The organism is Cohnella ginsengisoli (genome assembly GCF_029525555.1).
GTDB lineage: Bacteria > Bacillota > Bacilli > Paenibacillales > Paenibacillaceae > Cohnella > Cohnella ginsengisoli.
Genome location: NZ_JAPDHZ010000008.1, coordinates 669,738 through 682,510, shown reverse-complemented (window position 1 = coordinate 682,510; position 12,773 = coordinate 669,738). Strand labels below are relative to the sequence as shown.

Genomic DNA, 12,773 nt, shown 5'->3' with positions numbered 1-12,773 from the left:
TAATTATTTTTTCAGTACCGGATATTGTCGACATCGTACGCCGCCATTGGCTTTTTTTCGACAAAAACGCCGTCTTCGCGCGGCGTCAAGCCATCGCAAAACGGAGTTCCGAACGCTGCGTTTAAAACCATTTCCACAGCGTGGCGATCACCATTTGCAGCCCGCCGCGCGAAGCCGTCCTCGCCGCGCGCCTCGCCTTTCGACGGTCGCCCCGTTTCCAAGCCTCGCGATTCACCGCTTCGATCTCGCGCCGTTGCTCGCGAACCTGCTCCTCCAGCATATGGTGATGGTAGATCATCGTCATGGCCATACTCCTCCCACAGGAACGTATGTGCCTATTATAAAAAAAGGAAGTATGACAGCAGTCTGTCATACTTCCTCGTACCGCGCGCACAAATTCGCGAGCTTGACGCGCAGCTCATCTCTAAGCCATTCCGGCTCTTCAATAAAGGCGCTGCCGCCATAGCCGAGCACCTGCGATAAAAGCCAGTCCGAATCCGTCGGATTTACGATCCGCACGGTCAGCTCTCCGTCCGGTTCGAAGCTTTTTTCCTCCGCATAGAAGCAGTCGAGCGCCGAAGCCACGGCATCGGACGAGAACCGGATGACCGCCCCCGTCATATCCCGTTTGCGGGACAGTCCCTCTCCGACGTTCAGCTCCGCCGGCGCATGCTCGCGAAGCACCGGCTCCTCCGTCCGGCTGAAATCCGTGATCCTCGACAGTTTGAATACCCGATAATCGGCGCGCGTCCGGCAGTAGCCGTGCAAGTACCAAGCGTAATATTTGAACTGCAGCGTTACGGGCTCCACCAAGCGATCGATGCGGTCGTTCTTCGCATTGACATATCGGAAGCGGACGACGCAGTTTGACGTGATCGCCTGGCGCAGCTCGTGCAGCAGCTCGTTGTTCATCCGCCAGCTGCCCAAATCCAGGGTAAGGCTCGGCACCCGCTCGGAAGACTGGACCGTACGCAGCCGATCGAGCGTCCGCTCCGCGCGAGGATCCCTGAACACGGTCGTCGTGCTGCTGAGCAGCGTGATGAGGCTGTTCACGTCGTCGGGGGCGAGGAGACTCCGATCCAGCTTGTATGCCTCGATAATGCCGAATCCGCCGTTGGAACCCTGGTAGGAGACGACGGGTATGCCTGCTGCGCAGATCGCCTCGATATCCCGATAGATCGTCCTCGGCGATACCTGATGTTGCGCAGCGAGCGCCGCCGCCGACATGACTTCCTGATTAAGCAAAGCGTATGTAATCGAAATGAGCCTCTCCAGCTTCACTGCTATCACCGCCAAGGGAACGTATGGTCCCCTTTATTATACGCTGGAATTCTCACCCAAGCGACGCTTCAACTCTCAAATAAGCTGATGGTCCTACCGCAAGTCGGCTTAAAATGGAGAGATCGACAAAAAAACCGCCGGCCTCGAATTCGAAGCCGACGGCCTATCCTCGCGTTATCGATTCCCCCCGCTCCATGTTTGATTACGATTGAAAGAAATTGCCTGGCTGAACCGCGATATGTCTGGTCTTCAGATCGACCTCGGTAAGCCGTGCCAGGGAAATATAATCGTGCAGCAGACGCTCCTCGTTGTCCACCTCGCCCGATTCGACCAGTACGCCTACGCCAGCCACGATGGCCCGGAATTCGCTGAGCAGGTCGACCATGCCTTGGATCGTCCCGCCCGCTTTCATGAAGTCGTCGATGATGAGCACGCGCGACTGCTCCTTAAGCGCGCGGCGGGCCAGCGACATCGTCTGGATGCGCTTGTTGGAGCCGGAGACGTAGTTGATGCTAACGACGGAGCCCTCCGTCACCTTGTGGTCGCGCCTGACGATGACGACGGGAACGTTCAGGTACTGAGACGCGGCGTGCGCCAGCGGGATGCCCTTCGTCTCCACCGTCATGATGACGTCGATGTCCCGGTCCGCGAACGCCGTCGCGAACATGCGGCCGAGATCCTGCAGCAGTCCCGGCTGGCCCAGCAGGTCGGTCATATATAAATATCCGCCGGGCAGCAGACGATCCGGCTGCTCCAGCATGCTGCATACTTCCTCGATCTTGCGAAGCGCCTGGTCCTTGCGGCACTTCGGAATGAAGCGCACGCCGCCGGCCGCGCCGGCCAGCGTATGGAGCTCGCCGATCCCTTCGTCCTCGAATACTTCCTTAATGATCGCGAGATCCTCGCTGATCGAAGACTTCGCGGACTGGTAGCGCTCAGCAAATGCTGTCAATGATATTAACGTGTGGGGGCGATCGAGCAGATATTGCGTCATTTCTACGAGCCGCGCACTGCGCTTTAACTTTTTCATCGGATCCACCCCGTCCAAAACCGAATATTATAACGATATCATAACACTTTTATCCGGTTTTGGGCAAGGCGCGGAAAAGGTTGATGGCAACCTTTCTTACACTTGTTGGAATGCGTGACCTGATGCTTAGGTGAGCATGCGGACGACGTAGACCTCTTTGCAAAACCCGCGCAGTCCGTTGTAAATGCGGGCAAGCTTCGACTCCTTGGACACGAGCCCGAAGACGGTCGGCCCGCTGCCCGACATGAGCACGCCGTCCGCGCCTAGCCGCGTCATCACTTCCTTGATCTGCCTGACCTCCGGGTAGTGGGACAGCGTCACCTTTTCCAGCACGTTGCCGAGCGCGCCGCACATTCGGTCGAAGGACCCCTCGCGCAGCGCCGCCAGCATATCCGGCACGGAAGGATGCGTCCCGACTTCGCTAACCCGGAACCGTCCGTACACGTCCGCGGTCGAGACGTTGATCGGCGGCTTGGCCAACACGACCCAACACTGCGGCGGACTGTCCAGGCTCTCGAGCCGTTCGCCGCGCCCGGTCGCCAGCGCCGTACCTCCCCGCACGCAGAAGGGCACGTCCGAGCCCAGCTCGGCGCCGAGCGCTTCAAGCTCCGGCACGCCGAGATTCAGATCCCAGAGCCGATTCAACCCCCCGCAGCGCGGCGGCGGCATCGCTGCTTCCGCCCGCGAGCCCGGCTGCGACCGGGATCTGCTTGTCCAGATAAATATATACGCCTTTCTTGACGCCGTAACGCTGCTTCAGCAGCTTGGCGGCCTGAAAGGCCAGATTCTTCTCGTCAAGCGGGATAAAGCCGGCTTGGCTGGCCAACACGATCTGATCGCGCTGCAGCTCCTCGAGCGCAAGACGATCGGCCAGATCCACCATCGTCATGACCATTTCCACTTCATGATAGCCGTCTTCCCGCTTGCGCAGCACGTCGAGCACCAGATTGATTTTCGCCGGCGCCTTCTCGTATATCTTCGTCATATGCCCACCTGCCAGACCTTCTGCTTCGCCTGATTCCTGTCGTTCCAAAGCTTAACATATTATAACAAACCCCCCGCCCGAATTGCGATTTGGTTGGGATTGACCTATGTATGCAAAAGCCGGGGATGCCCCCGGCGGCTTCTTCTTACAGTTATACGCCAGCCCGGCAAAGTCACCGGAGCCGCGTCAGTCTTGCTTGCGCGCAAGCGACTGTTCGGCGAGCTGGATCGCCCGCTTGACCATGTTGCCGGCGTCCTTGGTGCTGATGGCGCCCCAGCCTTCGCTCTCGACCTTCCCGTAGAAACCCAGGTCCTTGGCGAGCTCCGTCTTGAACGATTCGGTCATCGTCCGTCCTCTGCGCCTGCGGCTCATGCAGATCCCTCCCCGTTGACTATGTCGACGCTGCGCGGCGAGCTGCGCCGTCGTCACCGGTTAGGGTACCCCCCAAGACGTCCCGCAAATGCAAAACAGGCAGCCGTGCCTGTAACGGCGCGACTGCCTTAACGATCCCAAAAGCTCAGTGCTGCAAATCGATGCGGACCTGACCTTGTTCACTGCACAGCATGACTTCGACGGACTCGGTTAGAATGTCGGCATAGCTGTACGAGACACGCTTGAACGCATTCTGCTCCTGGTCCAACTTGACGATGAACACCGACGGGTAAATTTCTTCGAGAACTCCCGTGCGTTCGATGGTTTTACGGCGGCCACCGTTGGCGCGGAGCATGATCTTGGACCCGATATGCGGCTCCAAGCTTCGTTTGATATCCAGAAGCGCGTTCTTGGACATGTCCACTACCACCTCTTTCCCTGTAAATTATACCTAAATACAGGGGGAGGTGTCAAGTGGTTAAATATTATATCAGCGGACAAGATTTATTGTCAATAATGTTTTACCAATATCATTTTATTTTTAGGCAAAATGAGTCTGAGGAAATAGGATTCAGCCAAATTCCGCGGCCGGGATCGTGGGGACGATGTTCGTCGGCTTGATATTCGGAAGTCCGATCCGGTATTTGCCCAGCGATTCCACGCCGCCGACGCCCCGCATGCCGCTGATCGTATGCGAGATGACGTCGGGCAGGTCGATCGTCTCCCTGAACGGCGTGAAGGCCGCGCGGACGGCGACGTAGACCGGATCGAGCGCGTGGATCATGATGCGTGCCGGCGAACTGGCGAAGTTCGCTCCCGCCGACATCAGCGCCTCGAAGTGCGATTGGCAGGCGCCGGCGACGACGATGAGGGAGTCCCTGCTCTTGTCGTAGCTGCGCGCGGTCCGGACGGCCTGAATGAAGTTGCCCGTGTTTTTGTAGCTCGACAGCTGTTCGTAGTCGGTTCTGTTCTTGTAGACGCCGTCGTGGCCCGTGATCACCACGATATCGGGCATCACCTTCGGCAGCAGGTCGGCTACCGCGGCAGCCATCTGCGATTCGTGGCAGTGTACGCCTTCGGCCGGCATGCGCAACTGCCTGTATACGGCCATGCTCTTTTTTAAATAATTGACGTCGCCGTCCAGATGGAGCACCTTGCCGGGCATTTCGAAGTACGGTTTACGCTGTCCGGTCGAAGCTTCTTCTTCCATTCCCTCCCGGGCGTGGGCGCGCTCCGCCTGCATTCGTCTCACCGATTCGCTGGCCTGCACGCGGGCCGTCCGGGGGCCGCGCAGCTCGTCCGGGTTCCGTACCTGCTCGAGGTCTCCGACGGGCGCGTCCGCGAGCAGCCGATAATCCGTTCCTCGCAGCACCGCCGTATTCTGCAGCAGGGCCGCGATTCGGAACAATACATCGCCGCCGTACGATTTGCGGACGACCAAGTCCCCTAGCTTCATGGGCGAATCACCTCTTCGTCTATCCTATGGAGAGGCAAGCCCGATGGTGCACGTATGAACGCGAACGAGGATCCCCGCCGTTATGGCAGGGACCCTCGGGTTTTATTCGATCATGCCGGCGGTAGCCAATGCCTCGGACAGCGTCGCGAACTCCTGAAGCGACAGCGTCTCGCCGCGGCGCTCCGGTTTTACGCCGCATGCCTCGAGCAGGCCGGCGAGCTCGCCCTTGCGCTCCTTGCCGACGAGCGCGGCCAGGTTGTTGTGCAGCGTCTTGCGCCGTTGCGTGAAGGCCGCATGCACGACGCGGAAGAAACGCGCTTCGTCGGAGACTTCGACCGGCGGCGCCTCGCGCTTGGTCAGCCGGATGACGGCCGAATCGACGTTCGGCGCAGGGATGAAGGCGCCGGACGGCACGACGCAGACGATGTCCGGCACGCAATAGTACTGAACGGCGATGCTGAGCGTGCCGTAGTCTTTGCCTCCGGGCTTGGCCGCCATCCGCTCGGCCACTTCCTTCTGGACCATGACGACGATCCGGTCGAGCGGCAGCTTCTGTTCCAACAGCGTCATGACGATCGGCGTCGTCACGTAGTACGGCAGGTTCGCGACGACGCTGACCTCGCTGCAGCCGGCGAAGCGCTCGGCCCACAGCTTCGCCAGGTCGGTCTTCAGCACGTCCCCGTGCACGACGGATACGTGCGGGTAGGGCGAGAGGACCTCTTCGAGAATCGGGATCAGCCGGTTGTCGATCTCGACCGCGGCGACTTTGCCAGCTTCCTGCGCGAGCCGTTCCGTGAGCGCGCCGATGCCGGGGCCGATCTCGAGCGCGCCCTTGTCCTTGTTAAGGGCGGCGGCGTCCACGATCTTGTCCAATATATTTTTATCGATCAAAAAGTTTTGGCCTAAGCTTTTCTTGAAGGTAAAACCGTGCTTGCGGATGATGTCCTTCGTCCGCGTCGGCGTCGCGATGTCCATGGCCGTCCCGCCGGCGCCGCCCGCATGCTTCGTCATTCGCCTACTCCCTCTCTCGTCAGCTGCCTCAGCGCCTCGGCGAACTCCGCACGCGTAATGCGAAACATGCCGAGCCGCTTGTAAAACTGCTTGCCGTTGGCATAACCGATGCCCAGCAATTCGCCCATTCGCTCCCTGCGGCTCGCCGCGGCCGGATGCACGATCAGCCCCGCATCGATCAGATCCGGCCAGGCGATCGCGGGCTCGCCCGCTTCCGCCCGGTCCCTATCGCCGGCGGCAGCAGCTTGGACTGCGCCTGAAGCGCCAGCCTTCGCCGTCTCGGACGCAGCCGCGGCAGTCGCAACGCCCGGCTGCGAGGTCGCCTCGTCGGCCCCCGCCGAAGCACTGCCGCCTGTCGATGCCCGAACGCGGGCCAGCGCTGCGCGAATCGCTTCCGGGCGCGCATGCTCGACGCCGATGCCGTCTTTGCCGCGCGCATCGGCCTTCGCCAAGAACGCGTGGCTGCATCCCGGCACTCTCGCCTCGATAATCTTGCGTATCTTCTCTCCCGGCACGTCCGGATCCGTAAAAATAATGACGCCCCGCCGCTCGCGGGCCAGCTCGATGCGGCGCAGCACCTTATCGTCGATCGCCGAGCCGCCCGTCTCGATCGTATCCGCGTCGACCGCCCTGCGGATCGCCACGGTATCCTCCTTGCCTTCCACGACGATCATCTCCGCTATCCTAGCCAGGCCGATGCCGTTCACCCCGCTCGCTCCGTTCATTCCGTTCATTCCGTTCATTCCCATGCTCGTTCGCATCCGGGCTCGTTATTCCCGTTGCTATTCGTTTGCGTTGCGATTCACGCTCGTTCCGATCGCGTCTTTCTTTATGCTTATTATAGCCCACATCCCGCAAATGACAAAGGGAAGGGGCCAGAGCCCCTTCCCGGAATGCGGCGATCCGACCAGACCGCCGCCAAAAAAATGTAGCCGCTCGACATAAATTAGACACAAAATCGATAATAGCGGGTAATGATGACTAAGAAGCTAATCAGTCGGCGGATGGCTTAACCGGACCGATCACGTATACGGTGTTGCCGCGTTTCTTGCCGAACTTATTCGCGTACCTCTCGCTGTCGTAATACACGTCGATCTTCTTGCCCTTGATGGCGCTGCCCGTGTCTTCCGCGCGGCGGAAGCCGATGCCTTCGATGTAGACCCACCAGCCTAGCGGCACGACATCCGGATCGACGGCGATCGTGCGGCCCTCGGATACCGTGGTACCCGAAGCTGTGATGCCATAGCCTACGTCGCCAACGTCCTTGCCAGTCGAAGCCGGACCGGCGGAATACGCGGTTAGCGTGACACCGGACAAGACGCTCTTCACCTTCACGGATTTACCGTTCAATTGGAGCGTCTTTACGGCGCTCGCCGTTTTGTTGTAAGCAAGCGACACGACTGCCGCTTTTTTCTTCGCTCCGACGGCTACGACTTGCTGAACGATCGGTTGATCAAGCGATTTGTAGACCAGTTGTTCGTCGACGAGTTTGCCGTCTTCGTAGACGCGCTCGAACTTTTTCACCAGCAAGCCTTGCTTGCCCGTCTGCACGACCTTCGTCTTGCCGACCAGCAAGTTTTGGTCCGCCGTCTTGACGACTTTGTACGCCAGCGGATGCTCGGTCGTGACGACCTCCCGCTTGACGCGGACGACCTTTATCTGCAGACCCTCGTCGATCTTCGCCGTGAGGGCCGGCGTAACTTTGTCTTCGGCGGAGAGTGTGATGCCTTCGTTCTTCAGCAGATCGCCGACCGTCTTGAGTGTTGTATATTTGGTCTCTTTCTTCCCGTCTGCGACGAGCTGAACGCTCATTGCTCGATCGATGACGACACGCGTGCCGTCCTCTACGGAGGACGTGAGCGCTGCCGACAACTGATCGTTTGGACCGACCGTGATGCCTGCCTCCTTAAACAAGGCGGAGACATCGGAAGTACGGGTTTGGATGACGGTAGATTTCCCGCCGTCCACGACGGTCACGCTCTTGGCGGACGCGCCGTGCAGCAGCATGATGAGACAGATGGTAAGAGCAAAGGACAAGATTGCGCTCAAGAGAATCAAACGCAGATGCTCATGCAACCATCGCGCTGCGGTAAGCTTGCCGGTCGGTCGTGGATCATGGGTCCCTTGGAGGGGTATTGCACCCATTTTCTCGTTCCTCCTTCATAGCCTCGCCGTCGACTGTTTTACATGATATTCGTCTGACGCGACTATCCATTTGTGATAACGGCGCTGGAAGCTTCGTGTGGAGCGGCTTGCACACGAGCGAATTTGCGCCGCCTTGCCCAGCTGTAAAGGCATGTCATGTGCCTGCCAATCAATCCCCTTGGGTGCTTCCGAGGAGCGGTCTTTGCGGGCTTGCTGCGCCGAATACGTGAATTCGGGCACAAAAAAAGCCTGCGACAGAGGGCCTGGTCGTGGCTTCCGCTCAACTGGACGAGGGACGATGGGGCGGCACGAGGTTGCCTCTCTCTACTACGCTTGCGAGGTTAGCTGTCGGGTTCGGGCGTCGAGAGTCTGCCCTAAGCATCGGTCGGTCGGCCGTCAGCCGGACGGCGCCCGTCGTTTGCTATTCACCCCAAGATTGCTCGGCCGCTCGGACATCGGCAAGCGCCGATATCGTCCGCGTCGGGTCCCCCGCTCTCCCGGTTCGGGAGATTAAGCGCACTGGAAAAGGAATGTCATATTCGGACTTCTGGATTAGATAATAACCCGCATGCCCCAAAGGTGTAAAGAACGTGCAAAGAGCGAATTTCAGCGTTTTAAGGCAAATTTAAGCCATTTTTTTTAGGATTTCAGGAGCAAAAGCTAGTTTTTTCTTAGAAAATATTTATTTTTCTTCGATTGTTGGCGCTTTATCTTCGAGTCGGAAACAGACACGCGCATTTCTTTCCGTGATCTCTTCTATTTTTTTCCTAGAAAGGCCTGTGATTTCCGCGGCGGAATCGGCCACGAATTGCACATAAGACGACTCGTTTCGTTTGCCTCGATCGGGGTGGGGGGTAAGGTAAGGAGCATCCGTTTCGATCAACAATCGATCCAATGGTACACGCGCCAGCACCTCTTTGGGAACGCGCGCGTTTTTGAAGGTGACCGGACCTCCGAAGGAGATATAAAAGTTCATGTCCAAGCACTGCTTGGCCGTCTCCCAGCTGCCGGAGTAGCAGTGCATGATGCCCCCGATCTCTGCCGCTCCTTCTTCGCGGAGGATACGAACGACATCCTCATGGGCGTCCCGGTTGTGGATGACGATCGGCTTGCCGAGCCGCTTCGCCAATCTGATCTGTTCGCGGAATACGATGTGCTGGACATCCTTGGGCGATGTGTCCCAATAATAGTCGAGACCGATCTCGCCGATCGCCACGACCTTCGGATGGCTGCACAGCGATTCGATCCAGGCAAGATCCTCCTCCAAGCGCATGTCGACGGCATCCGTCGGATGCCAGCCTACGGCCGCGTAGATGAAATCGTGCTTCTCGGCCAGCGCGATGGTCGTCGGAATCGTCTCCCGATTGAAGCCGATGTTCACGATCGCGCCGACGCCCGCTTCCTTGGCGCGCGCGATCACTTCTTCTCTGTCGTTGTCGAACTTCGTTGAATCCAGATGGGCGTGCGTATCGAAAAGCATGTCGCGGCAGGTCTCCTTTTGGCGAATGATTTAGTATGCAGCGAGGAGGGAGCGATATGGGCGCTTTATAATCCCAACAGCTCCCGAATCTCGGGCTTCAGGCTATTGATATGAGGAAGCACCAGGTCTTCGGGATAATAGATATAGTACTTTCCGGTATGAAGTCCCGCGATCGACCGGACGATATCGCTTTTCAGAGAGATCTCGGTCAATCGGTCTTTGTCGTCCAGCACGAGGACGGGCGTCTTTTCTTTGGGTTCGGGATCCGGAGATCCCGGTTTGTATACGTCGTACGGCAGGTTCGTCGGCGTGTCCATCTGCAGGTGGTAATCCGGGTGAAGGCCGATCCGCTCCCATGCTTCTCGCAGCTTCGCCTCCAATGTTTCGTGCTCACCTTCGAGGGGTACATACTTGTACAACCGGCGGTTTAAAAACCGTTTACATAAGTCAGCCAGTATGTCATCCTCTTCATCCGCCCATTGGCCGAACGCGGTTTGCACCATCGCTTCGTCCAGCGCCAGATAGTCCCGGAGCTCGATCGTGCCGTTCAATAACTGCGCAAGCGGCGGCAGCAGGAATTTGAACGCATGGCCCCCCTTGGTACAATTCGCGAGCCCTCATGAAGATTTGCCTCAGTACGATATCCGAACTGCGCGTCACGGGATGAAAGTAAATCTGCCAATACATTTGATATCTCGACATCAAATAATCCTCTACGGCATGCATCCCGCTCTCCTTCACCACGATCCGTCCCCGATAAGGACGCAGCACGCGCAAGATCCGATCCAGATCGAAGGTGCCATAATTCACGCCAGTAAAGTATGCATCCCTGAGCAAATAATCCATGCGGTCCGCATCCATCTGGCTGGACACCAGACTCACGACGATCGGTTTGTCGTACGTCTTGCAGATGACGGCGGCGACCTTCTGCGGGAAGTCTTCGCTGACTTCCTTTAATACCCGGTTGATCTCGGTATCTCCCAGTATAATCGCGCAAGACCATTCCTCGTGGTCGGTATCGAACACTTGTTCGATCGCGTGGGAAAAAGGACCGTGTCCGACATCATGCAGCAAAGAAGCGCATAAACTGACCATTTTTTCCTCTTGCGGCCAATCCTGGTATCCGTTACGCTCAAATTGACTGATAATTCTTCGCGTGATATCGTATACGCCCAGCGAGTGGGAGAATCGGCTGTGCTCTGCCCCATGGAAGGTCAGGTACGAAGTGCCCAACTGGCGTATGCGCCTCAATCGTTGGAACTCGGCGGTGTTGATGAGTTTCCAGATGGTCGCTTCCTGCACGTAGATGGACTGGTGAACGGGGTCCTTGAATACTTTTTCCTCCCGAAGACGGTACATGCTCGATCACCTCGTAGGTTTGGGCTTCACATTCGACAAACGATTATGATTTTGTCGAATAGTGTCATTCTCTAATTTTAAGAAATATTCCCTCTTTTTTACCTAATATATAGCTGAATTAGGGCTAAACTGTGGAAGTTAGCGGATATTCAGCTAAATTTCAGCTAAAGAAGCCGCTTTTTCTGGTTGACTTATTTGGGAATCGTTGGTACGATAGATTACGGAAAACAAAGAATTTTGTCGAATGATGGCGAATATGCGGAGGTTCTCCGACATTTCGTTTAATCTTATTTTACGCGAATGAGGGAGGATTTCCAAATGTTGAAGTCGACGGGCATTGTACGGAAAGTAGATGAACTGGGTCGCGTGGTCATTCCGATCGAGCTGCGCAGAACGCTGGGTATCGGAGAGAAGGATGCGCTGGAAATCTACGTGGACGGCGAGCGCATCATGCTGAAGAAGTACGAGCCGGCTTGTATCTTCTGCGGCAACGCGGACAACGTGATTTATTTCAAAGGAAAAATCGTTTGCAGAGAATGCTTGAAGGATTTGCCTGCAACCGTGTGACAAATTAGAGAAATTCGTTTATAATGGAAGAAGCACTTACCAACATCGTTATTTCTAACCTTTTTTATATCTCCTTGCACCCCTCCCGGACTAGTCCGCGGAGGGGTCTTTTTCTTCTTCGAGCAACATCTGGTAGACTTCCCTGCGGGACACGCCCAGATCGCGCGCAGCGAGCCGCATCGCTTCTTTGCGGTTCTCGCCGTTCTTCGCCTCGTATCTGGCAACGTGCTCAGCCGTCGTGAGCTCGGACCACCATGCGTCGCTTGGATCTGCCGCCGAAGCTGCGGATGCGTCCGCGCCTTCAATGACCAGGCAGCATTCGCCTAGAGGCGGATGCGCTTCTATGTATTGCAGACAAGCTTCGGCCGTGCCTCGCACGATCTCCTCGTGCTTTTTCGTCAGCTCCCGCACGACCGCCATCCGCCTGCCGCTCCAACGCTCGGCGACCGCCTCTACGGTTTTTTTTGAGCCGATGCGGAGACTCGTATAGCAGGAGCGTAGCCTCTTCGCGATCCATGCGGGAGAGGAAGGCTTCCATTCCCTTGCGGTCCCGGGGCGGGAAGCCTGCAAAAAGGAATCGGTCCGTCGGCAGGCCGGACACGATAAGCGAAGAGAGTGCGGCGTTAGCGCCAGGGATGGGAACGACCGGAATGCCTTCCGCGGCAGCCGCGGCTGCAAGATCGGCGCCCGGGTCCGAGATGGCGGGCATGCCCGCGTCGCTGACAAGGGCGATCGTGCTGCCTTCCGCCAGCAGTCTGACCAGCTCCGGACCGCTCGCTCTCTTGTTGTGCTCGTGATAGCTGACCAGACGCGTCGAGATGTCGAAGTGCGTGAGCAGCTTACGCGTCTGACGCGTATCTTCGGCGGCGATGAGATCCGCTTCCTTCAGCATGCGCACGGCACGGAAGGTCATGTCCTCCAGGTTGCCGATCGGCGTCGCGACCAGATAGAGCGTGCCCGGTCCGCCCGCAGCGCGCGCGCCGAAGCTTTTCTGAACTTGCGCTTCCGTGCCGGTATTCTCCGTATGCACGACCGCATTCGCTTCGCGGGCTTGCTCGTTCCCGGTCGAATCGGCTGCTTGCTTCAG

Annotated in this window: 11 protein-coding genes, 3 pseudogenes and 1 riboswitch; of the genes and pseudogenes, 1 reads left to right on the top strand and 13 read right to left on the bottom strand. The window is 57.8% G+C overall.

Annotated elements, in window-relative coordinates; translation table 11 throughout:
* Positions 1–121: 121 nt before the first annotated feature.
* From OMP38_RS34005 to OMP38_RS33950, 12 genes and pseudogenes are all read right to left on the bottom strand, one after another.
* Positions 122–304: a hypothetical protein gene (locus tag OMP38_RS34005; RefSeq protein WP_277568962.1), complete on the bottom strand. Its 183-nt coding sequence runs from the start codon at positions 302–304 to the stop codon at positions 122–124.
* Between the two features lie 65 nt (positions 305–369).
* Positions 370–1,281, bottom strand: coding sequence for a helix-turn-helix transcriptional regulator (locus OMP38_RS34000; protein ID WP_477100095.1), 912 nt, complete (start codon positions 1,279–1,281; stop codon positions 370–372).
* Positions 1,282–1,483: 202 nt separating this feature from the next.
* Positions 1,484–2,311 carry a pur operon repressor gene (purR, locus tag OMP38_RS33995; RefSeq protein ID WP_090117851.1) on the bottom strand — a complete coding sequence of 276 codons (828 nt, stop codon included), beginning with the start codon at positions 2,309–2,311 and terminating at the stop codon, positions 1,484–1,486.
* A gap of 126 nt (positions 2,312–2,437) precedes the next feature.
* Positions 2,438–3,296: pseudogene (ispE, locus tag OMP38_RS33990) on the bottom strand (4-(cytidine 5'-diphospho)-2-C-methyl-D-erythritol kinase).
* 186 nt (positions 3,297–3,482) lie between these two features.
* Positions 3,483–3,668: a small, acid-soluble spore protein, alpha/beta type gene (locus OMP38_RS33985; RefSeq protein ID WP_090117853.1), complete on the bottom strand. Its 186-nt coding sequence runs from the start codon at positions 3,666–3,668 to the stop codon at positions 3,483–3,485.
* A gap of 145 nt (positions 3,669–3,813) precedes the next feature.
* Positions 3,814–4,086, bottom strand: coding sequence for a biofilm formation stimulator Veg (veg, locus tag OMP38_RS33980; protein WP_090117854.1), 273 nt, complete (start codon positions 4,084–4,086; stop codon positions 3,814–3,816).
* Positions 4,087–4,239: 153 nt separating this feature from the next.
* On the bottom strand, positions 4,240–5,124 hold the full coding sequence (yabG, locus tag OMP38_RS33975; protein WP_277568961.1) for a sporulation peptidase YabG: 885 nt from the start codon (positions 5,122–5,124) through the stop codon (positions 4,240–4,242).
* A 102-nt stretch (positions 5,125–5,226) separates the two neighbouring features.
* Entirely contained in the window at positions 5,227–6,135 is a 909-nt protein-coding gene (rsmA, locus tag OMP38_RS33970) for a 16S rRNA (adenine(1518)-N(6)/adenine(1519)-N(6))-dimethyltransferase RsmA (protein ID WP_277568960.1), read from the bottom strand.
* Entirely contained in the window at positions 6,132–6,860 is a 729-nt protein-coding gene (gene rnmV, locus OMP38_RS33965; protein WP_277569037.1) for a ribonuclease M5, read from the bottom strand. Before rnmV ends, rsmA begins: the two co-directional genes overlap by 4 nt.
* A gap of 268 nt (positions 6,861–7,128) precedes the next feature.
* Complete coding sequence (locus OMP38_RS33960; RefSeq protein ID WP_338130733.1) at positions 7,129–8,172, bottom strand: ubiquitin-like domain-containing protein; 1,044 nt, start codon at positions 8,170–8,172, stop codon at positions 7,129–7,131.
* Positions 8,173–8,595: 423 nt separating this feature from the next.
* A riboswitch (cyclic di-AMP (ydaO/yuaA leader) is annotated at positions 8,596–8,807 on the bottom strand.
* A gap of 155 nt (positions 8,808–8,962) precedes the next feature.
* Entirely contained in the window at positions 8,963–9,760 is a 798-nt protein-coding gene (locus OMP38_RS33955; RefSeq protein WP_277568958.1) for a TatD family hydrolase, read from the bottom strand.
* A 65-nt stretch (positions 9,761–9,825) separates the two neighbouring features.
* Positions 9,826–11,119: pseudogene (locus tag OMP38_RS33950) on the bottom strand (HD domain-containing protein).
* A gap of 318 nt (positions 11,120–11,437) precedes the next feature.
* On the opposite strand from OMP38_RS33950, the gene OMP38_RS33945 reads away from it, so the two are divergent.
* Positions 11,438–11,686 (top strand): AbrB/MazE/SpoVT family DNA-binding domain-containing protein, encoded by a 249-nt coding sequence (locus tag OMP38_RS33945; RefSeq protein WP_067781230.1) that lies wholly within the window; start codon positions 11,438–11,440, stop codon positions 11,684–11,686.
* A gap of 90 nt (positions 11,687–11,776) precedes the next feature.
* Here the strand turns inward: OMP38_RS33945 and rsmI are convergent.
* Positions 11,777–12,773: pseudogene (gene rsmI / locus OMP38_RS33940) on the bottom strand (16S rRNA (cytidine(1402)-2'-O)-methyltransferase).

Coding starts and splice junctions, on each gene's coding strand:
- OMP38_RS34005 (WP_277568962.1), bottom strand. CDS start 304: ATGACGATGATCTACCATCACCATATGCTGGAGGAGCAGGTTCGCGAG.
- purR (WP_090117851.1), bottom strand. CDS start 2,311: ATGAAAAAGTTAAAGCGCAGTGCGCGGCTCGTAGAAATGACGCAATAT.
- OMP38_RS33985 (WP_090117853.1), bottom strand. CDS start 3,668: ATGAGCCGCAGGCGCAGAGGACGGACGATGACCGAATCGTTCAAGACG.
- veg (WP_090117854.1), bottom strand. CDS start 4,086: ATGTCCAAGAACGCGCTTCTGGATATCAAACGAAGCTTGGAGCCGCAT.
- yabG (WP_277568961.1), bottom strand. CDS start 5,124: ATGAAGCTAGGGGACTTGGTCGTCCGCAAATCGTACGGCGGCGATGTA.
- rsmA (WP_277568960.1), bottom strand. CDS start 6,135: ATGACGAAGCATGCGGGCGGCGCCGGCGGGACGGCCATGGACATCGCG.
- rnmV (WP_277569037.1), bottom strand. CDS start 6,860: ATGAACGGAGCGAGCGGGGTGAACGGCATCGGCCTGGCTAGGATAGCG.
- OMP38_RS33955 (WP_277568958.1), bottom strand. CDS start 9,760: ATGCTTTTCGATACGCACGCCCATCTGGATTCAACGAAGTTCGACAAC.
- OMP38_RS33945 (WP_067781230.1), top strand. CDS start 11,438: ATGTTGAAGTCGACGGGCATTGTACGGAAAGTAGATGAACTGGGTCGC.